Source organism: Chitinophaga arvensicola (genome assembly GCF_900110835.1).
GTDB classification, from domain to species: Bacteria; Bacteroidota; Bacteroidia; order Chitinophagales; family Chitinophagaceae; genus Chitinophaga; species Chitinophaga arvensicola.
The window spans coordinates 3,454,029-3,474,291 of sequence record NZ_FOJG01000001.1; the positions used below are offsets into that span (position 1 = coordinate 3,454,029).

Sequence of the window (20,263 nt, forward strand, 5' to 3'; positions counted from 1 at the left end):
CGTTTCTGTATCAGCACAACTCCTGCTATGAATGAATTCTACTGGTTTTATCAGCGGACAAAGTTTCACGGTATCAACTGGATCCCCGAAAATTTCCAGCGGGTCATGATCATCGTCCATGGCATCGGGGAACACATGGGGCGCTACGACCATGTGGCGGCATTTTTCATGAAGGAAGGATATGCAGTGATTGGTATTGATCACTACGGACATGGCAAAAGCGATGGCAAAAAAGGTGCTTCCAGGGGCTTCGGCTTCATGTTCGATTACCTGCATAGTTTCCACCGCCATGTAAAGGATACCTATGGCAAGCCCGTTGTTATGTACGGTCACAGCATGGGTGGGGGAGTACTCACCGGCTACCTGCTCAGAAAACAACCTGAGTTGCTGGCCGCCGTTATTTCCGCGCCGGCACTGATTATCGGTACCCGTCCCGGAGGTTTTCTCAAAGGCTTTCTCAAAGTAGCCAGTTCCCTGGTTCCCAATCTCCGGATCAAACAGGGACTCGATATTAATAAAATTTCACATGATAAAGGGGCAGTAGAAAAATTCAGGGAAGATCCCCTGCGTCATGATAAGCTCAGCCTGCGCCTGGCCAATGATATGATTCAGAACGGCGCCTGGTGCCTGGAACACGCAGAAAGATTAAGCGTGCCCGCATTACTGATCCATGGCAACGCCGACGAATTTACCGCTGTGGAAGGCTCCCGCCTGTTCGCAGAAAGAGCCCCTTCCGCCTTGCTCACCTACCGGGAATGGGATGGCCTCTATCACGAAATGCATAATGAGCCCGATGCCCGCGACGTTTTATTGTTTGTGGCCGGTTGGTTGAGTAATGTGAGATAATTAGTAAATTTGGTTTACAATTTATTAACTATGAAATACCAAAGCTCTTTCAAATGGCTCCTGCCTGCTCTCTTGCTCTTTTGTTGCACGCAGGCAAACGCACAGGTAGATCTCGGTGTCCGTGGCGGCATCAGTATACCCAATCTTACTGCCGGCGGCAGCGAAAGCAATCCGCTGAATACCGGCTACAGCTCCCGTCAGGGGCCCGACTTCGGCATCTTCGGCGAGTACCACCTCAGCAAACTCTTCTCTATCGAAGCCATGATCAGCTACTCTTCACAGGGTGGTAAGAAAAACGGCCTCCAGGCATTTCCGCCAGACCCGACTAAGTTTCCTCCAGGTGCGCCACTGCCGACCTACCTGTATGCCGACTTCAAAAGCCAGGCAAAACTGAACTACCTCATGGTACCCATCCTCGCTAAATTTGGCTGGAATCTCGGTCCCACCTCACCATTGCGCCTCTACGTAGACGCAGGCCCGTTCTTTGGCTTCCTGGTCGGCGCCAAACAGGTAACCAGCGGCAACAGCGCTATTTTCCTGGATGAAGCCGGAACGCAACCCGCTGCTCCGCCGGAATCGTTCGACAGAACAACAGATATCAAGAATCAGTTGAATACTTTCAACTTTGGTGTGAGTGGAAACGTAGGACTGGCATACCTCTTCGGTCGTAACCAGATCTTTGTGGAAGGAGGTGGCAACTATGGCTTCCTCAATATTCAGAAAGGCACTGCCAATGGTAAAAATAATACCGGTGCAGGCACGGTATCTCTCGGATATGCTTACCGCATCTGTAACAAGAAATAACAAAAACGCCCCTGCTCAGCAAGAGAACAGGGGCGTCACTTTTTTATGGATTAGTAGACCATAATCCAGCAGACTTCACCAGCACACGCCTGTTCAGCTTCAATTGCGCTACCACAAATTCTGCCAGGTCTTCCGGCTGCAACACTTTATCCGGATTACCATCTGTTAAATTCAGGTCTTTTGCCATATCCGTGGCAATGGTGCTCGGTGTTAAAGCACTTACCCGGATATTATGCTTCCTTACCTCCAGCATCAGCGACTCTGTTAAGCCCAGTAACCCGAACTTAGAGGCGCTGTAGGCGCTCGTTAATGGCGCACCACGCTGTCCTGCTGTAGAGGAAATATTGATGATATCGCCGGTTTTACGTTCAATCATACCTGGCAACACCGCACGGGTCACGTAATACACACCCAGCAGGTTCACGCGGATAATCTGCTCCCATTGTACGGGGTCCAGGTCCATAAACCCGCCAAAAGCAGCAATGCCGGCATTGTTGATCAGGATATCCGGCTGGCCCAGCTCTTTTGTCACCGTAGCTACCGCTTCATTCACCGCCGCTATATCCGCTACATCCGCAGTAGCATAGGCTACTTTTACACCCAGACTGCTCACTTCCTTCGCCACCGCTTCCAGTGGACCCGCATTACGTCCCAACAGGGCTATATCTACGCCTTCCTGTGCCAGCGCTATCGCCAGCGCACGGCCTATGCCTTTACCACCACCTGTGATCAGGGCCTTTTTTCCTTTTAATGATTCCATAATGCCTTCGGTTTTTAAGGATTAAAAATACCCGGCAAAGGTACATGCTTTGTTCCATTTCGGATTATCTTCGCAGGGTCTCATTTAACCGCGTCAGATCATGATACAGATTTCCAACGAAAAACTTACCGTGCAGATTAACCCACAGGGAGCAGAACTGCAAAGCATTGTCCGTAAAGATAACGGCCTCGAATACCTCTGGAGCGGCGATCCGGCTTTCTGGGGTAAGAAAAGCCCCGTACTGTTTCCCATTGTAGGCGGACTAACAGACAATACCTATCACTATAACGGCCAGAACTATACGCTGGGCCGCCATGGATTTGCCAGGGAACAATTGTTTACCGTTACGGAGCAGGCAGAAGAACATGTTATCCTCCGTCTCTCAGATAATGAAACTACCCGGAAAGTATATCCTTTTCATTTCGACTTTACCATTCAGTACCTCCTGCAGGACGATCAGCTGCAGGTTACCTACCAGGTAAAAAACCAGGACGATAAAACCCTGCTGTTCTCCGTTGGCGCCCATCCGGCTTTTAAAGTGCCGCTCACACCGGATACTACCTACGAAGATTATTACCTGTATTTTAATAAGGAAGAAGAAGAGGGAATCTGGCCGTTGACTGCTGGCGGACAAATACAATCAGCGCCCGTGCCGTTCCTGCATCAGACACATGAACTGCCCCTGAAAAAATCTTTGTTCTATAAAGATGCCCTGGTATTTAAAAACCTGGACTCTACTGCCATCAGCATTAAAAGTCACCTTACCCGGCATGGACTCACCCTGGCTTTTGAAGGATTTCCCTACATGGGCATCTGGGCCGCAAAAGATGCGGACTTTGTTTGTATAGAACCCTGGTGTGGTATTGCGGATAGCGTGGATGCTACCGGTGCACTGGAAGAGAAAGAAGGGATTAACCGGCTGGAGCCGGGAAGATTGTTTGAAAGAACATGGACCGCAACGATATTCTAAAAACAAAAAAGCTGGTAGCGATCAACTACCAGCTTTTTATTTTTAGAAATTATATCCGGCTTTCAGGCCAAAGAAACCACGTGTGCCATCCTTGAACCACGCTTCATACTTTCCTTCTACATCCAGACCCAGTATACGTATTCCGATACCCGGAGCTACGAGTCCGCCGATACCGTTATAGTTTTTACCGGTGTACTGTACCGTACCACCTTCTACCTTCACATACAGGATAGAGATCAGGTTGTACCGTAATCCCAGGCGGATAGGAATTACATTGTAATCCGGATACTTCAGGTTGTTGGTCACTGCAGTGCTGTAGTCTTTACCTCCAAAATGGAAATAGCTGACAGAACCTACCGCTGTTAAACCCGCTACCAGTTTTACATCAGCTCCCAAACCAATACCATAACCGGTGTTATGTGTATCACTGAAGTCGCCCACCGGGAAACCCGCTTCTACAAATGGTCCGATACTGAATCGTTTCAATTGCGCCTGTGATGATTGCGTGCTCATACAGATGACAAAGATCATGGTTGCAAATGCCAGGAAGATTTTTTTCATAAGAACTAATTTTCAGAGGATTGGTGACTAGCAAATTAGCCATAAAAGTAACGAATCAATTGCTAATTACCTCATGATGTGCCAATGACACTTCTGCCTCTTTCTGGTCCTTACTGTGATGTGATCCCTGCCCGTTGCTGTTGATGGTGTCTATCCTCGGCGGAATCAGTTTATACACCACCGGTGTTACAATACGCGACAACAGCGTAGAACTGATCAATCCCCCGATCAGTACAATTGCCAGCGGTGCTATCAACGGATTGGTTGATATAGCTACCGGTATCAGTCCTCCGATCGCTGTCAGGGAAGTGAGTACAATTGGGAGGAAGCGTACTTCTCCGGCCTCCCGGATGGCCTCTTCCAGCGGTTTGCCCTGCATCCGCAACTGGTTGGTAAAATCTACCAGCAGGATCGTATTTTTTACTTCAATACCCGCCAGCGCAATCAAACCAATGATGGCGACAAAGGAGAGGGAGTTACCTGTAAGCCACAACGCTACCGCTGCCCCTACAATACCCAATGGTATTACAGATAATACGATCAGCATACTCTTGAACGTTTTAAATTGTAAGATCAGTACTGCTACAAAGAGGAAGATCGTTACAATGATCACACTCATAAAGCCGCCGAAGGAATTTTTCCGGCTTTCTACTTCTCCCCCCATCTCGTAAGTATAGCCTGCAGGCAGTTTCAGGGCATCCATCTGTTTCACCACATCTTCAATCACCTGGTCGGTAAGAAATCCTTTTTTGATAAAGGCGCCTACTGCTACTACGCGGTTTTTCTCCTGGTGATTAATGGTTAAGGGAGATGTTTCCAGCGCCAGTTCTGCCACCTGTGAAAGCGGAATCGCGGTTCCCTGACTGTTGTTTACATACAGGTCTTTGAATACGTCGAGGTCCGGTTTGGCCGTTTTCTGCTTGGTCAGCAGAATATCGTAGTCGTTATCGTTCTGGTCATTATACTGTCCCAGGTTGATACCGGATACGGCTAAACGCACCACCCGGTCGATATTGGCTGTTGGAATGCCCAGCTGCTGCGCCTTTTCCCGGTCTATCCGCACCCGGATATCGGATTTCAGGTTGCTCACCGGATTATTGATGTAGATAGTGCCCTGCGTTTTCTCCAGCATCTTTTCCACATTGCCGGCGAGAGATCGTAAGGTATCCAGATTATCGCCAAATAAGCGTACTTCTACCGGCGCTACCATTGGCGGCCCCTGTTCAAAGTTCTTTACTTCTACTTTTGCACCAGGATAAGGTGTCCATTTTTTACGCAGCGCTTCAATCAGTTTATTCTTGTCTGCCGGGTTGGTATGCGGATCCAGCTGCACAAACAACTGTGCATAATCGCTTCTTTCATTCTCCTGCATCTCGTTGTAATAGATGCGGGGATTGCCTTTACCGATGTTGCTGGCATAGGAACTTACCATCTTTTCCTGTTTCAGTTCTTTCTCTATCTGCTCTACCACGCCGTTGGTATAAGCCAGGTTCGATTGTGGCGGGGTAAAGATATTGATCAGGAACTGCGGCTTTTCTGAAGCCGGAAACAGGCTGAAACCAATCACTTTAAACAAACCGATGGAGGCGCCAAATACTACCAGTGATACCAGTATGGTCAGCACCGGGCGATGTAATGCCTTATCCAGCAATTTCGCGTAGCTGCCGTGGATCATTCTTTTCAGCAAACGCATAAACAGGTTGCCCTCCGGATTACCGGTATGCTCTTTCAGTAAACGGCTGGCCAGGAATGGAATAATGGTCAGCGATACCGCCATAGAAGCCAGTACGCTGAAAATAACCGCCAGCGGGAGGCTACGGATAAAGTCGCCGCTACCTTCCGGCATAAATACCAGCGGCATAAACGAAATGACCAATGCGGCCGTACAACCCACTACTGCCAGCCCAATCTGTGAGGTGGCTTTGAGTGTGGCTTCCATGCGGCTATGTCCTTCCAGCATCCACCGCTCAATATTCTCTACTACCACAATGCTGTCATCTACCAACAGCCCCAATGCCACTACCAGTCCAACAATACTCAGCTGGTTGAGGTTGAAGCCAAACAGCTGCAACAGCACAATTCCGATCGACAACGACAATGGAATGGAGATCATCACAATCAGCGCCGGGCGCTGTCCCAGCGGAAGCAGGGTAAAGGCTACCAGCAGGATGGCAATAATGAAATCTTTTCCCAGTCCACTGAGGCGGTTATTCACGGCATCAGCCTGGTCGAAATACTGCACCAGATCAATGTTGGGAGGCAGGGTCTTTTTGAATTTCTCAATCACCGGTTTATAGGCAATCTGTGTTTTGGTGATATTCTCACCGGATTTCTGCGCGGCAGATACTACTACGCAACGGTGACTGTTTAATCTTACAAAGTATTTTTCATCTTCAAAGCCATAGTATACACGGGCAATATCTTTCAGGAAAACATTTTTACCGTTACCCGCAGATACAATCGTATTGCTGATTTCATCAATGTTCTGGTAGTTGCCGCTGGTTTTGATGTTAAAGCTTTTTTCACCCGCATCGATACTACCACCGGGGATATTGGCCATTTCACTCTGAATGGCGGCCATCACGGTATTTACCGGTAAATGCAACTGGGCCATTTTATCCAGCTGTAATTCTACGCGTACCTGTTGTTCCGGTAAGCCATGCAGTTTTACATTTTTAAGGGAGGGTACTTTCTCCAGTTCATCCTGCAGTTTGTCGGCATAGTAACGGAGTTTGTCGCGGGAAGCATTTTCGGAGATCAGCGCTATCTGCATGATGTTTACATCCGAAGGTTCCTGCTTACGCACTTCTATGCTGTAAATGTCGGCCGGCAGGTCTTTCCGCTTGTTGTTCACTTCGCGTACCAGCTCCTGGTATTTCTGGTCTACGTTGGAGCTGTATTTATATTCCACCCGCATCACGGCTACGCCGTCGCTGATGGAGGTCCGTACCCGCTTGATATCATCGAGGCCATAGATTTCTTTCTCCATGGGGTCCACTACCAGGTCTTCCATGTCTTTCGGGCTGGTGCCGGGATATACCACGATAACGGTGTATTGCGGCGCCCTCATTTCGGGATCTTCCGAGCGGGGCATATTGAGGATGGTAGTGATGCCCAGCACAATGATCATTATAAATATCACCAGTGTGAACTGGTAATTTTTGACGGCATAATTAGCTATTTTCATGATCGTAGTGGTTATTGGATAATACGGATAGGTGATTGATCCTTCAGGTAGGCGCTACCGGAAATAATGAGTGCCTTTGCCTGTTCCATGCCGGTGCTGATCAGCACATTTTCTTTTTCCATGCCTGCAATAGTGACGGGGATTTTCCTGGCGGTTTTGTTATCGTTGGTGACGAATACAAACCCACTGCTGCCGTTGCCGTCCAGCAGCGAGGCGTAGGGAATACTCCAGGCCGTGCTGCCGCTGATGGCGCCGGCTTCTATATGACAACGGCCAAACATGCCGGCCGCGATAGCGGCGGGCTTGTTGCCGGTAATTTGTACGTCGATGAGGAAGGTGCCGCTCTGTGCATCTATGCCTTCAGATTTACGTGTAACCATTCCGGTGAGCGGATCGCCTGTTACACCGGATACTTCGATGCTGGCTTTATCTCCGTTCTTTACCTGTGCCCATTCCCGGTCGCTTACGCCTACACGCAGCAGCCAGTGCGCACTGTTGGCGCCATTGGTTTGCAGTACGGGGGTACCTGCATTGACCATTTGTCCGCTGCTCACCAGTTTGTGTAATACATATCCGTCCTGTGTGGCATGAATGGCAGAATAGCTGCGGTTAAACTGGGTGGTGCTGAGTTGCTGCCGTGCCTGGTCCATGGTGGTTTTGCTGTTTTCCAGCTGTTCCTGCGTGGCTACACTGTCGTTGTGCAGGCGTACAATACGCTGGTAATCGCGTTGTGCTTTTTCAAAGGCCAGCTGGTCTTTCTGTACCTGTGCATCTATTTCAGTGAGATTGAGCGTGGCGAGCAGTTGTCCTTTGCTAACTCTATCGCCTTCTTTTACCAGGATGCTATTTACAATGCCGTTGGTTTTGAAGGAAAGATATACTTCATCGTCGGTGGTAAACTGGCCGGAGGCGTTGATGGTGACTGCCGTGCCTTGTTTTGCCAGTGGCATTATTTTCACCGGGATCGTATCTGAAACAGTAGCAGTAGCTGCCGGTTTGCTGCCGCAGGAAAACAGGAGCAGGGAGAGTGGCAGCAGGAGCAATGTATTTTTCATATGAGTAAGTTTAAGGAGTTTTATTGTTTGTTGGTGATATCGTAAGATGCCTGTGCACGTTCTACTCCGGCGTAGGCCGTTTGTACCGCCGCCTGTGCTACAGCGGTTTGCAGCCGTGCCTGGGTGAGTTGGTTCTGTGCATCCAGCAGTTCTATATAGAGTAGCTGACCTTCTTTGTATACTTTCATCTGGTCGCGGTAATATCTTTCGGCAAATGACAGCTGGCTTTGTGCGGTCTTGAAATTGAGCACGGCAGTCTGGTAGTTGTTCATCGTTTGGTAGAGCTGCAAGCGTAACTGTTCGGCTGTTTGATCGGCTGCATTGGAGATGGTGGCTACGTCGTTCGCCGCCTGTTTGATCTTGTATTTGTATTTATGGGAAGCAAACAGATTCCATTCCAGGTTCACGCCGAACAGGTAGTAGCGGGTATCCTTATCGAACTTTGCGCCCATACCCTGTGAGCCAAGATCCAGGAAGGTGCTGAGTTTAGGAACGAGATAGGAGCGTTGCAGTTGTTCGTTTAACCGGTATACGTTGGTGGCACTTTTATACTGGGCCAGTTCTTCCCGGTCGTTGATATCTTTTCCCGGTAGTTGCTGTGGCATGTTCAGCAGGGTGCTGTCCAGTGTAATGTCTTCATCCAGGGAGCGGTTCAGCAGGAAGTTGAAATAGGCTTTTGAATTCTGCCGCGAGTTGATCGCTTTGTTGATATCGGCATCCGTTTTTTCTTTCTCCGTTTGTGCGCGGTATAAGGCGGTGTTGTTGCGCATGCCGTTACGCACCATGCTTTCGTTGATACGGATATTTTCATTGATCAGCGACAGCGCATTGTTGTAGATGGCCACGGACTGTGCTGCCTGGTAATACTGGTAATAGGCGGTTTTTATATCGCGCACCAGTTCCCGTTTGTACACATTCATAGCCGCCTGTTGCTGTGTGATCTGTTCTCGTTTGATCTTCTGGTTATAGTAGATTTCTGCATTGATCAGCGGCAGACTGGCACGTACTTTTGCATCATAAAAATTATCGGGATTCAGTTGCACCGATACGTTGTCGAGGTTTTTAAAATTGTGACTGTTGGTCAGCTGATTCAGACTGGCATACACCGGGTTCATAATATCTCCGATAGGGAAGTCGATGGTACGGCCACCGGACGATTTCGTATAACTCCCCAGCACAGATACATTCGGACCAAACAGCGTTTTGGCTTCCTGTAACGCCAGCATGGATTTACTCAGCTGGAAGCTCTGGTCTTTCAATCCTTTGTTGTTATTGAAAGCGGATTGTATGTATTGATCCAGCACAGTACTTTGTGAGAAGGCGCTCAAACCTGCGCTGAGCAGGCCTATTAACAATGCTCCTTTTGTGATTAATGTGTACATAATGAACGGTGTTTATTAATACCGAAAAAAATAAAGCCAGGCAAGGCTTTTATTATCGTCGTTGATATACTGAACAGTGTTTAATGATGCTGTTTAAAAAAAGCCGTATAGGCTTTTAGTATAGATGCCGATGGCACATTTCACTTTCACAGATTACGTTCTACGCTTTGATCATCCGCAGGTATTCTTTTATCGCTTCATTCATGATCGCCGGCATTTCTTCATCTGATACCCCTGATACTTTGGAACATCTGCCCCGCAGATGGAGGCTTACAAAGCCATGCGCAAAGGCCCATACAGACAATGTTCCGATAGTGGCATCCTTGAACTTTACCACTTTCTTGTCAATACACTCCTGCATCAGGTGATACAATCCATCATAAGCCGGATCTCCGTTCTCCCATTTCTCTTTCTCTACCAGCGCATTCATCGGGGCTTTGATGATAAACATCAGATCATACAGCTCCGGATGATTCCGGGAAAAATCTAAATACGCATGCGCCAGTTGCTCCAGTCGTTTAAACGGATCGGTATGTGTTACCTTCTGCAGAAAGTCCTTGGCCAGTGTGGCAAAAGCTTCCGTTTGCACGTCATACAGCAACTGGTCCTTATCTTTATAATAAAGATAGATAGTTGCAGGACTGTACTCAATTTTATCAGCGATATTGCGGATAGATACCTTTTCATATCCTTCTTCCACAATCATTTTAACGGCTACATCTACAATACGTCTGCGCATTTCAGCCTTTTCACGCTCTTTTCTTTCTATAATGCCCACATTGTATAGTTTACAGTGCAAATATACTGAACAGTGTTTATTTTCCAAATTTATTTCCAGGAAACCTTAAATAAGCGGGTGGAAATCTACTCTACGGTTATCTCATCGCAGCACAGCGATGGCTTCTTACCCGCCACCAGCCGCCAGTCAGGAAGTGTAGCCGGGCATTTGGCCGTTACCCGGATATACCGGGCCGCTGTGCCAGGCACCGCAAAGGAGTAAGGGTTGATATGCACGGCGTAATCCTCCTCCGGCACCGGGATATCTTTCGTCCCGGCCACCGTGAAGTGGGTACCATCTACAGATGTTTCCACGACCACCTGCGTAGGATTGAAAATATAATGCCTTGCATCCTGCAGGAAATTCATCTGTACCTGGCGGATGGTTTTACTGCTGCCCATATCAATAGTGGCAATCATGTCTTTACCATAGGTAAAGAGCCAGTTGTAGCTGAAATCATTACCGCCGGTAAGTCCGTCGGTGAGCGTACGTTCCTTTTTAGGTGTATACTCCGGTGTATAAGGATTCACCAGTGTCACCGAAGCACCCTGCGCCAGGCTTTTTATCCATTTGCGGGAGAAGATCGCCTGCCATTCCTGCGCATACGCATCAGGTGATAAGCCCCCCTCAGAGAGTTCCTGCACGCCCGCCGTTTTACATGCGGCTACAAATTTTTGCACCCGCTGCGGCCACCGTGGATTTACAGTGCCATCGGGTTGCAGGTAACCATATTTATCAAATCCGTAAAACCGGGATTGCTGTAATACCACATACTCCAGGAACAAACGTGTACGATAAATCCTTTGCAGGAATACTGTATTATTCGCGGCAGCCACTTCTGCTTTATCCAGCAACCCGGAATACTGATCAATCAGCACCGGCGACAGGTAATCTTTGGTATTATAGATCGGGTTACCATAAATATCCAGCACGCTATGGGTGCTTTTTACCGCGTCGCTGAGTGCATCCAGGTATTGCCCCATTACATTGGCGGCAGGCCCGTAATAGCCCGTTAAAAAGTCGTTGTTGATCTTTTTCAGATCGGCATCCGGCTGCCATAACAAACACGCCTGTACGTAGCTGTTGTATTCGGCCATATCGCCATACGTTTCTCCACTGCCCTGCGAGAATACGCCTTTCACATGATGTGCGGCAAAATATTGCAGGTTGGGTTGGAGGTTGGTATAATCCGGAAATGGATTCAGGTAATTGGTAAACTGCGTGGTATAATCCCAGATGAACAGGTTACCGGTGGTTGCTTCCCAGCCCTGGAGATTTTTCCGGAAACCGGCTGCTGATGCCGTTTGCGCCAGCGGCTCCTGCCGGAATGCATCGATGGTACTCAGCATAATGAATACATTGGCGGCCGGTTTCGTTTTCAACGGCGCTTTGGCAGTATAGCCATAGGCCAGCGTGGTAAAATGCTGTTGGGGGAACTGCCCCGCTACCCGGTTCACAAAACGGATCAGGGATCCCTGTGGTCCCCCTTCTTCTGCATCCGTTTTTTTGCAAAGGTCGCAGGTACAGGCGCCGCCACCGTCCTGTGGCGCAATAGACCAGTACATCGCATCCGGGTTGGCCGCTATGGCTTTTTTAAACCACGCTACCGTAAGTGCATATACGTTTTCATTACTCAGACATAATTGGAGAGGCTGCCTTTTGCCATTTACCAGTGAATAGTATTCGGGATGATCTTTGAAATAGGTATCCGGTGGCACCAGTTTGAAAAACGAATGTCCCCATAACCCCCATAGATCTTCAAACCGGTGAAGTCCATGCCAGGCCAGGTATTCCGCATCCATGGAAGGAGGGTAGTAGGTTTCGCGGTACTGAAACGCCGGTTCACGTAAATCGGAAATGGGCCCTTTTAAGCGTATATCCTTTGCCGTTGGTACCTGTGCGGGGCCTGCATCGTCCTTACGGCAACCCATATACGTCTGCAACGTGTAATACACACCATACACCACGCCCTGCCCGCTGCCGCCACGGATAAACAATTGCTTGTCTTTGACCCCCGCAAAATAACCTTCACTTTTTATACTCGGAGGTCCTGCGGTATGCGAGGTATTACCGATAAATACCGCCGGTTGTGCTTTATATTGTGATTCGGGTATAACGGGTAGCTTAGCCCCGGATATCCGCTGAACATAATCCTGGAAAATACCGGCGGCCCTGCTTTCTGCTTTGGTGGCCTGCTCCGGCAACACGATCACATATCCGCTGCGCCCTTGCTGTACCAGCGTAAGATCCTCCGCCTGTGGTGTACAGGCACTGTATAGTAACGTCGTGATCATTAACAAAAGGCTGCTCATAATTCTGCACATTGTAATTCCATTAAAATTTCCGCTGAAGCGACAGGTAAATATCGTACTGATTCTGGAACCCGGTATCGCTGATCTTCTGATTGATCCAGGTACCATACAATCCCAGGGTGGTGCGGTAATGTACCACTTTCTGATAACCCGCGCTGATGCTGCGTGTCAGCAAACCAGAGAGGTTGGGGAAATTCACCAGCCTGCTCTTGTCATCCGGAGAAGTACCCAGTCCTGCTACCAGTTGCAGATAGTCCTGCTGTTTGTTCATATAATAACGGGTGGTCAGGTTAAACGATGTATAAAAGCTGGATGTTTCACTGATGGCAAACCCACGCAGGTTAATCCAGAAATCCCCGAATGGTTTGGCGATGGAAAGTACGCCGGAAATACTGGTGGTACTGTCCACGTTCAGGTAACGGCCACCCAGTTCCACTTCTATATCTTTCTTAAAGGTCTTGAAAATAGAGTAGGCCGCACGCACCTGGGGGAATACTGATTTGTTGGAAAACGCCATCATACCATAGGAGTACAGCTTCGGGTTATGCTTGTAATACATCTCCGCCAGTCCTTGTAACCCGTTGCCATTCTTTCTGCCGGCGTAGTTCAATTGTACGGCATAAGAACCGCGCTTAATAAAACGCCGGTATTCTACCGTTGCAATGTTGAACTTGTCGGAAGTATAATCGTAGCTGGAATTATTGAAGTATAGCCCAAACTGATTCTTCAGTGTTTTGCTCAGCAGGTAATCCCGGTAATCGGTATTGGCGGCTGTTGGCTGCAGCTTCACAATAGAATCTGCTACAAGTGCTGCAGCGGTAAAGTCCTGCTTGTTCTCCAGGGTAATAGCCCGTTTCATCAGAAAAGCTTCGTTGCCGGGATAGTATTTCATTCCCTGTGCGGTATATACCAGGGCACTGTCGTACCGTTGTTGTCCGTTCAGGATATTGATGCTGTATAACAACGCCATGGAATCTTTCGGTTGCAGTGCGAGTACCTGGTTAAACATCGCCAGTGCGCTGTCGGGTTGCTGATTCCGTTGATAGTCGGTGCCTGCCGACATGAGGCTGCTTACATACGCTTGTTTGTATTTGATCGTATAAGGATACCGCGTCATCAGGTCGGATGTAATAGCGGCCGACTCGTTATACGCGTGCATTTCCTGTAATACAGACGCTTTTTTCAGTAAAAAATCGCGGTTATCCGGATAATACCCCAGGGCTGTATTGGCGTAATACAATGCGCTGTCGGGCTTACCGGTAGCGGTTTGCATATTGATCATATAATCCAGCGCTTCGCTGTTGGAAGGCGCGGCTGCCAATACCAGTGCCAGCTGTTGTTTTGCCAGGTCATATTCATCGGCTTTCATCAGTGCACGGGCAGACGTTAAGCGCATATCTGCGAGGTTGCTGCTGAACCGTTCATCGGTAGGATACCGCGCTGCCAGTTGTGCCGTGATCACCGCAGCTTCTTCATACCTGCCGGCATCTGCCAGTACGCTGGATTTTTTCAGCAGAAAAGTGGCATTATCCGGGTAATAGGTCAGTGCCTGATCCAGTGTTTTTAAAGCAGCGGGTGTATTTTTTTGAGAGATGTAGGTATTGGTCAGCAGGTTTAATACGGAAGAATCACCCGGACTGATCCTGCCGGCAGTTTCAAACGCTGCCAGGGCCAGATCGTATTGCTGTTGTGCCAGGTACTCGCGGCCGGTAGCGGTTTGCAGCTGTACCAGTCTTTCTTTTAATTCGGGATTGGGCGCGCGCTGGTACAGCGTCATCGCCAGTGCTGCCGCACTGCCGTATTTACGGTCGCCTTCCAGTACATCCATTTTCAGACCGAGTAAGCGGGTATCGTTAGGAGTGGCTTTCAGGCCACGGTTAATCCATGCCAGTGCTTCTGCATAAGCGCCCCTGGCCATGCTGTAGCCAATCAGTTTGTCCAGCGCTTCGCGGTTGCCGGGATTTTTTTCCAGCACACCCTGATACAACGTATAGGGGTCCATGTTAGCATAGTAGGTAGCGGCTTCCATGCGCAGCGATGTTTCCAGGGTACGTGCCTTTGCATCACCCGGGAACCGGCGCAACACTTCCTGTAAAGTACTCAGCGCTTCTACATAGGCGTGCATTTCCTGCAGGATGCCGAGCTTGCGCATCAACAGATCGTAGCTGCCAGGGTGAGCGAGCAACTCATCATTTACCTGTTCCAGGGCGGATTGATAGTTGCCTCCTTTCAGGGCCACACCCAGACTTGCTTCCCGGGCCTCCTGGTTGCGTGGTTCTACCAGTAAAACACGGTCGTAGCTCTGACGCGCCATGCCACTGTTGCCCAGCTGCTGATAATATTTGCCGCTCAATAAGTAGTGCTCTACATAGGCATTACGTACGGTGGTGTCTTCCGGGTATTTATTCAATACCGTTTCGGCCAGTTCGTTTCCGCGATATACTTTATGTTGCATATCCAGGATGCCAAGCTTCTTCAGCATAAATTCCCGGCTACCCGGAAATTGGCTCAGGGCTTCATCTGCATAGCATTCTGCTTCCGCATATTTGCCGGTAGTCAGTTCCACGTTGATCGCATAATAATACGCATCCCGGTATTGCGGATTTTTCGCAAGTACTTCCTTTACATATTTTCTGGAGAGATCATATTGTTTGGTGAGCATATAAAGACGTGCCAGTAACAGCTGCTGATCGATGAAATCAGGCTGTGCTTTCAGCGCCTGTTGCGACAGGGCAATGGCTTTGTCGTAATGCTGTTGTTTCGTTTCCTGAAGGGCCTGTTCATACAGGGCTTCTGCATTATTCTTCTGTTTAAAGATCTGTGCCTGCGTTTGCATCGCCAAACACACCAATATACCCGTTAACAGATGTTTTAATACAGCCATTTGCTTTTCTTTTATAAGTTTATTTCTTTTTACCAAAACCTTGTCGTTGCATATTTCCCCAGGATGTTTTCTTTCCGGTGAGGAAGAACCAGTAACCCCGCAACGCAAAAAATACAATCAGTGGATGGTAGATCAGTGGTTCAAAAAATGCCATGAGCGATAAGGCAATCACCTCCCGCCAGGTTTTGTAATAACCGTAGGTAAGCTGGTCCCAGCAGATCGCCAGTGTGGTGATCATCACGGAAAACAGGTATACAAACAGCAGTAATATCAGGGCGTAAGGCCAGTTTACCTGGTCGGTCACCGCCAGGTAGATGTAATAGATGATACCCGCGAATTCAATGATAGGCGCCAGGAACTCAAAAAAGAGGTTATAAGGCAACACCACCAGTCCCAGTTTTTTATACCGGGGATTGAAAATGATTTTCTTGTGCAACGTCATGATCTCTGCCAGCCCGCGCCCCCAGCGGGTACGCTGACGGCTGAATACTTTCATATTCGGTGGGCCTTCCGTCCAGCACTGTGTGGTAGGAATATAACGTACCGCATATTTCAGTTTGTTATCGATCATAAAAGCGCACATACGCGTTACAATATCCATGTCTTCCGCAAAGGAGCTATGGTCATATCCACCCGCCTTGATGGCTACTTCTTTATCGAATAAACCTAATCCGCCGGATACATTGGGTACGCTGTTCATCACGCTCCAACCCATTTTACCAAGTACATATGCCCGGATATATTCCATTTCCTGGAAGCGGGGCAGTATTTTTTCGGGGGGGCGTACCCGTATGATCACTCCTTCATCGATTTCGGTGGAGTTGGCGATACGCAGTGTAGCACCGGTGGCAATTACCTGCCGGCTATCTTCCACTACATGAACATATCCGCACTGGGGGCAGGGTTCACCGATCTCTTTTGTTTTTTTATGCTCTTCATCCATGAAGGGCTTGATCATGCGGAGCAAGGTATCTTTTTCAATGATACAATCCACATCCGTATTCAGGAAATAATCAAAAGAAGCGGCATTGATACCGGCATTGGCGGCATCAGCCTTACTTTTACCATTCACTTTATCTACCACCAGCAGTTTATCATAAGCGGTGTTGGTAGATTTATATAATTGTCTGACTGGTTGCGTCACAATACGCTCATTGTAGGCAAAATCTACCGGTACCAGTTCAAATTCACGGATCAGCTTTTCCAGCGTATCGTCTGTACTCCCATCATTCACAATGATCACCTCAAAACGTGTATAGTTCAGCGTTAGTAGGGAACGCACGTTCATAATAATGGTCACGCTTTCATTATAGGCAGGCGCTATCACGGAAATGCCCGGTGTAAGCGGGGAATCCAGGAGATGGTCGTAGTTGGTGAAGCTGTTTTTTTTACGGAACATAATGATACCACGGAAAGACATGTAAGCCAGCAAAGCATACATGAACAGCAGCACAATACCGTAAATAAATACGCCCCCTTCAAAAATTGTTCTGATCATAGCACGCTGTTTTCTTTATTTTTTCTTCTTTCCAAAACCTTGTCGTTGCATATTTCCCCAGGTACTCTTCTTGCCGGTCAGGAAATAGTAGTATCCCCGCAGCGAGAAAAACACGATGAGGGGGTGATACAACAGAAATTCCATAAAAGGAGTGAGACACAGATACGCCACTTCCCACCACTTTTTATAATACCGGAACGATAGCTGATCCCATAATATCGCAATGGTGGTGATCATCACCGCATACGTATATACGAAAAGCAACAGCATCGATGCGTAGGGCCAGTTCACCTGACCGGTAACCGCGAGGTATATATAAATAAGGATACCGCTGAACTCCACCAATGGCGCCAGCAGTTCAAAAAAGAAGTTAAACGGAAATACGATCATACCCATCTTCCCGTAACGGGGATTGAGGAACATGCTGAAATGCGCATACATCAGCTGGGCAAGCCCTCTGGCCCAGCGGGTACGTTGGCGGCTGAAGATTTTCACTGTGGAAGGACCTTCTGTCCAGCACAAGGTTCTTGGTATATAACGCACCGCGTAGGAAATTTCGTTGTCATGCGCGTACCGGCACATCCTGGTCAGCAGTTCCATATCTTCCCCGAAGGAGCTGTGGTCATATCCGCCGCAACGCGTGGCTACTTCTGTGTCGAAGAGGCCCAGGCCGCCGGATACATTGGGTACACAGTTGATGTAGCTCCAGCCCATTTTGCCCAATACAAAGGAGCGGATGTACTCCACTTCCTGGAAGCGGGGGAGGAGCTGTCGGGGCGGCCGCATACGGATCAATACGCCTTCGTCGAAGTCGGAGGAATTGGCGATACGCAACGTGGCGCCAACAGCGATCACGCGCTTCTTCTCTTCCTGCATCACCGGTAAAATCAGCTCCAGCAAAGTATTTTTATGAAGGATACAATCCACATCGGTACACACGAAATAGTCGAACGTAGCTACGTTCATGCCTGCATTCACCGCATCTGCCTTACTTTTTCCATTCACTTTATCAATCACCATCAGGGCAGAGTAAGCAGGGTCGGTGGATTTATAGATCTTTCTGACTGGCTGCGTGAGGATCCTGGCGTTATAGGCAAAGTCCACCGCCACCATTTTAAATTCTTCCACCAGCTGTTCCATGGTATTATCCGTACTTCCATCATTGATAATGATGATTTCATAGCGCGGATAGTTCAGGGTGAGCAGCGATCTTACGTTGGAAATAATGGTCAGGCCTTCATTAAAGGCAGGCGCCAGGATAGTGATGCCGGGCGCCATCGGTGAACTGGCCAGCGTTTCCAGCTGATGTTGGGTATTCTTGCGGGTATAATACCGGATCGCGAGCATCGACAATAAAGCGAGCAGGGCATACACCAGTAGTAAAATCAACCCATATACGAAAAGCGTATTTTCATAGGCCTTGCCCAGCACTGAAATAATGCCCTCCATTAGTACTTGATTAAAGGGTTCATACAATGCTTCAGGATCAGCAGACTTTCCCGGTCGGCTGTATCCAGCAGTTCCTGTAATACCTGGCTGGCTACCCAGTCGTTTTTAACGAGCGATTTGGCTGCCGCCTTACGCAGGTCGAAATTGGTGGAGTGCAGGAATTCCTGTTTCAGGAAATCTACCTGGCGTCCGCTGCTGATGCGGCCGATGGCCTTCAGGATCTCAATCTGGCATTGCAGCGGCTGACTGGTGAACATGGATACCAGTCTGTCTTCCACATCCGGTACCCGGAGTTTGCCCAGGCAGTTGATGGCATCTGCACGCAGATAGTGATCTTTCGTATCCAGCAGTTTGATCACTGCCGGTACGGCCGGTAACTGGTTGTAATGCACAATCAGTTTCAGGCAGAAGGATACCACGCTCTTGTTGGAAGAGTAGGTGATCCAGCGGGCGAAATTGGGTATCGAAATATCTTCTGTAGTGGTAATGATCCGGAATAATTCCACCTGGTCCCACATCAGCAGTGGATCGGTTACTACATCGAAAAATTTGAAGGGTTCGTTTTTACTGAGTTTGATGTAGGCATGCCTGGCAGCAGCCCTCAACTCACGGTTACGGCTATTCGTTAATGGCAGGATGGTTACATCGGCCACCGGGATGTCCATGTCGATGAACTCAGTCAGGGCCCGCACTTTCCGCGCCCATTTCGACGATTTCATCTGTTTCATGGTGTCCTTGCTCAGTTCCAGTTGTATATAAAGACTACGGAGCAACTGACCCGCATTCCCCCGCACGTTCCGGCGGAAGTGAATGATACGGTTGGTGGTAGCCTGCCTGGCCCATTTCTTATGTAAGGGTAATTCCTGGAATCCGTCGAGGTTCAGTTGTATCCTGTCGGCCGGCGTACCAGCAGCTACTTCCGGATTAGCCAGGATTTCATCAATGATCAGGTTATCTATTTTAGGGAGCAGGTAATCCAGTCGTTTTTTACGCTGGTGTCCACGGAAACGGCTTCTCAAAATAGAAAAATACGCCAGGAGCGTAATGGAAATGGCTATTATGATAAAAATCATCGCCAGCCTTATGGCCAGCGGCGCCTCCCGGAAGGTGCTGAAAACAGGATCCAGGAAGGCAGGAGTTGGAATATCGAACATCAGCTATTTATTCTTCATTAACAATCTTTTTACCCTGATCAGTAATTCGGCAGGTATGATCGGTTTTTTCAGAAAATCGTCCGCACCCAGCTTGAAGCCTTCCATGATCATATCTTCATTGCCTGCATTGGAAACAATAATCACCGGAATCGGCCTTGGCTGACTTTTTACCCTGCTCAGAATTTCAAATCCATTGGCATAAGGCATCATGATGTCCGTAATGATCAGATCATAGCCATAGTTGGTACTCTCCAGTTTTTCAAATGCTTCCTTTCCGTTTGATACATGGTCCAGCTCATACTCGGAGGTGGGGAGAATTCTTGCCACTATTTTAGGCATGATCTCATCATCTTCTACTAACAAAATTTTACTCATCGTGGCTGAATTTAGTCTGCTAAACAAATCGCAATATTTAATTGTTTAGCAGGATGTTATTTTATTGTGAATCTTAATAGGTACGCTTCATAATGCGCAGGATTTGCGCATTATACAGGTATATACTTGAAAAATAAATGAATAGTTTTCCATGGATAAAAAAAACGGATAAGGCATTGCTACAAAAATAGATCTGTTATTGTGCACAAAGATATTGAATATGAAGGCATTTAGGTACTTTTATACCT

15 protein-coding genes are annotated in these 20,263 nt (G+C 48.2%); 3 read left to right on the forward strand and 12 right to left on the reverse strand.

The features are described from left to right. Positions 1-27 precede the first annotated feature (27 nt). Positions 28-846, forward strand: coding sequence for an alpha/beta hydrolase (locus tag BMW79_RS14350; RefSeq protein WP_089895856.1), 819 nt, complete (start codon positions 28-30; stop codon positions 844-846). Positions 847-876: 30 nt separating this feature from the next. Continuing rightward, entirely contained in the window at positions 877-1,650 is a 774-nt protein-coding gene (locus tag BMW79_RS14355) for a porin family protein (protein ID WP_089895857.1), read from the forward strand. Between the two features lie 43 nt (positions 1,651-1,693). Here the strand turns inward: BMW79_RS14355 and BMW79_RS14360 are convergent, their stop codons facing one another. Next, complete coding sequence (locus BMW79_RS14360) at positions 1,694-2,410, reverse strand: 3-ketoacyl-ACP reductase (protein WP_089895859.1); 717 nt, start codon at positions 2,408-2,410, stop codon at positions 1,694-1,696. A gap of 100 nt (positions 2,411-2,510) precedes the next feature. Here BMW79_RS14360 and BMW79_RS14365 point away from each other — a divergent pair, with 100 nt between their 5' ends. Next, positions 2,511-3,380: an aldose 1-epimerase family protein gene (locus tag BMW79_RS14365; RefSeq protein ID WP_089895861.1), complete on the forward strand. Its 870-nt coding sequence runs from the start codon at positions 2,511-2,513 to the stop codon at positions 3,378-3,380. Positions 3,381-3,422: 42 nt separating this feature from the next. On the opposite strand, the gene BMW79_RS14370 is transcribed toward BMW79_RS14365, so the two are convergent. The 11 genes from BMW79_RS14370 to BMW79_RS14420 form a co-directional block, all read right to left on the reverse strand. Beyond that, positions 3,423-3,941, reverse strand: a complete 519-nt coding sequence (locus BMW79_RS14370) for a hypothetical protein (RefSeq protein ID WP_089895863.1) — start codon at positions 3,939-3,941, stop codon at positions 3,423-3,425. 55 nt (positions 3,942-3,996) lie between these two features. Continuing rightward, a complete protein-coding gene (locus BMW79_RS14375; RefSeq protein ID WP_089895865.1) occupies positions 3,997-7,128 on the reverse strand; it encodes an efflux RND transporter permease subunit in 3,132 nt (1,043 codons plus the stop codon). Positions 7,129-7,139: 11 nt separating this feature from the next. Further along, positions 7,140-8,183 (reverse strand): efflux RND transporter periplasmic adaptor subunit, encoded by a 1,044-nt coding sequence (locus BMW79_RS14380; RefSeq protein WP_089895868.1) that lies wholly within the window; start codon positions 8,181-8,183, stop codon positions 7,140-7,142. Between the two features lie 20 nt (positions 8,184-8,203). Next, a complete protein-coding gene (locus BMW79_RS14385; protein ID WP_089895870.1) occupies positions 8,204-9,565 on the reverse strand; it encodes a TolC family protein in 1,362 nt (453 codons plus the stop codon). Positions 9,566-9,725: 160 nt separating this feature from the next. Further along, on the reverse strand, positions 9,726-10,304 hold the full coding sequence (locus tag BMW79_RS14390) for a TetR/AcrR family transcriptional regulator (RefSeq protein WP_143059160.1): 579 nt from the start codon (positions 10,302-10,304) through the stop codon (positions 9,726-9,728). A gap of 125 nt (positions 10,305-10,429) precedes the next feature. After that, on the reverse strand, positions 10,430-12,655 hold the full coding sequence (locus BMW79_RS14395) for a DUF4838 domain-containing protein (RefSeq protein ID WP_177192170.1): 2,226 nt from the start codon (positions 12,653-12,655) through the stop codon (positions 10,430-10,432). 22 nt (positions 12,656-12,677) lie between these two features. Continuing rightward, positions 12,678-15,539 (reverse strand): tetratricopeptide repeat protein, encoded by a 2,862-nt coding sequence (locus tag BMW79_RS14400; RefSeq protein WP_143059161.1) that lies wholly within the window; start codon positions 15,537-15,539, stop codon positions 12,678-12,680. 19 nt (positions 15,540-15,558) lie between these two features. Further along, entirely contained in the window at positions 15,559-17,037 is a 1,479-nt protein-coding gene (locus tag BMW79_RS14405; protein ID WP_089895876.1) for a glycosyltransferase family 2 protein, read from the reverse strand. Between the two features lie 15 nt (positions 17,038-17,052). After that, the gene (locus BMW79_RS14410) at positions 17,053-18,486 is read right to left on the reverse strand and encodes a glycosyltransferase family 2 protein (RefSeq protein ID WP_089895878.1); all 1,434 of its coding nucleotides are present in this window, start codon (positions 18,484-18,486) and stop codon (positions 17,053-17,055) included. Continuing rightward, positions 18,486-19,640 carry a HEAT repeat domain-containing protein gene (locus BMW79_RS14415; RefSeq protein ID WP_089895879.1) on the reverse strand — a complete coding sequence of 385 codons (1,155 nt, stop codon included), beginning with the start codon at positions 19,638-19,640 and terminating at the stop codon, positions 18,486-18,488. Before BMW79_RS14415 ends, BMW79_RS14410 begins: the two co-directional genes overlap by 1 nt. Positions 19,641-19,643: 3 nt before the next feature. Beyond that, positions 19,644-20,015 (reverse strand): response regulator transcription factor, encoded by a 372-nt coding sequence (locus BMW79_RS14420; RefSeq protein WP_089895881.1) that lies wholly within the window; start codon positions 20,013-20,015, stop codon positions 19,644-19,646. Positions 20,016-20,263: the final 248 nt, after the last annotated feature.

What these genes read in the sequence shown, in the direction of transcription:
- BMW79_RS14350 (WP_089895856.1), top strand. Translation starts at nt 28, where the DNA reads ATGAATGAATTCTACTGGTTTTATCAGCGGACAAAGTTTCACGGTATC.
- BMW79_RS14365 (WP_089895861.1), top strand. Translation starts at nt 2,511, where the DNA reads ATGATACAGATTTCCAACGAAAAACTTACCGTGCAGATTAACCCACAG.
- BMW79_RS14415 (WP_089895879.1), bottom strand. Translation starts at nt 19,640, where the DNA reads ATGTTCGATATTCCAACTCCTGCCTTCCTGGATCCTGTTTTCAGCACC.
- BMW79_RS14400 (WP_143059161.1), bottom strand. Translation starts at nt 15,539, where the DNA reads ATGGCTGTATTAAAACATCTGTTAACGGGTATATTGGTGTGTTTGGCG.
- BMW79_RS14380 (WP_089895868.1), bottom strand. Translation starts at nt 8,183, where the DNA reads ATGAAAAATACATTGCTCCTGCTGCCACTCTCCCTGCTCCTGTTTTCC.
- BMW79_RS14370 (WP_089895863.1), bottom strand. Translation starts at nt 3,941, where the DNA reads ATGAAAAAAATCTTCCTGGCATTTGCAACCATGATCTTTGTCATCTGT.
- BMW79_RS14375 (WP_089895865.1), bottom strand. Translation starts at nt 7,128, where the DNA reads ATGAAAATAGCTAATTATGCCGTCAAAAATTACCAGTTCACACTGGTG.
- BMW79_RS14390 (WP_143059160.1), bottom strand. Translation starts at nt 10,304, where the DNA reads ATGCGCAGACGTATTGTAGATGTAGCCGTTAAAATGATTGTGGAAGAA.
- BMW79_RS14410 (WP_089895878.1), bottom strand. Translation starts at nt 18,486, where the DNA reads ATGGAGGGCATTATTTCAGTGCTGGGCAAGGCCTATGAAAATACGCTT.
- BMW79_RS14420 (WP_089895881.1), bottom strand. Translation starts at nt 20,015, where the DNA reads ATGAGTAAAATTTTGTTAGTAGAAGATGATGAGATCATGCCTAAAATA.
- BMW79_RS14355 (WP_089895857.1), top strand. Translation starts at nt 877, where the DNA reads ATGAAATACCAAAGCTCTTTCAAATGGCTCCTGCCTGCTCTCTTGCTC.
- BMW79_RS14405 (WP_089895876.1), bottom strand. Translation starts at nt 17,037, where the DNA reads ATGATCAGAACAATTTTTGAAGGGGGCGTATTTATTTACGGTATTGTG.
- BMW79_RS14385 (WP_089895870.1), bottom strand. Translation starts at nt 9,565, where the DNA reads ATGTACACATTAATCACAAAAGGAGCATTGTTAATAGGCCTGCTCAGC.
- BMW79_RS14360 (WP_089895859.1), bottom strand. Translation starts at nt 2,410, where the DNA reads ATGGAATCATTAAAAGGAAAAAAGGCCCTGATCACAGGTGGTGGTAAA.
- BMW79_RS14395 (WP_177192170.1), bottom strand. Translation starts at nt 12,655, where the DNA reads ATGAGCAGCCTTTTGTTAATGATCACGACGTTACTATACAGTGCCTGT.